The 290-nt window shown below is 47.6% G+C and carries 1 protein-coding gene; it reads right to left on the bottom strand.

Going from position 1 to position 290, the window contains the following annotated elements; genetic code table 11:
- Positions 1–290 (bottom strand): histidinol dehydrogenase (locus tag AOA60_RS31335; protein ID WP_143522610.1); only part of this gene is annotated, 290 nt, incomplete at both ends.

The following is a 290-nucleotide window of genomic DNA, read 5'->3' as shown; positions in this document are numbered from 1 at the left end:
GTCCTGCAAAATAGTCTCCCACTGGCTCTGAGCTATTCTCCCCAAGGAAGATTGCCCCTGCATGACGGATTTGTGGGAGGATAGCCCATGGATCTTCAGTAAGTACTTCCAAATGCTCTCCAGCCAATTCGTTCACTGCATCGATCGCTTCGCCTATCGTTTTCGCTAAGTAAATTGCCCCGTAATTGTTAATGGATTGTGCTGCGATATCTTCTTTCGGAAGAGTTGATAGCTGCTTCGTCACTTCTTCTGCAACTGCTGCAGCAACCTTTTTGTCGGTAGTCACGAGT

The organism is Pseudomonas sp. 2822-17, from assembly GCF_002742485.1.
Classification (GTDB): Bacteria; Pseudomonadota; Gammaproteobacteria; order Pseudomonadales; family Pseudomonadaceae; genus Aquipseudomonas; species Aquipseudomonas cyclaminis.
Note: the sequence above shows the minus strand (reverse complement) of the source record. Positions and strands in the feature narration are given on the sequence as shown.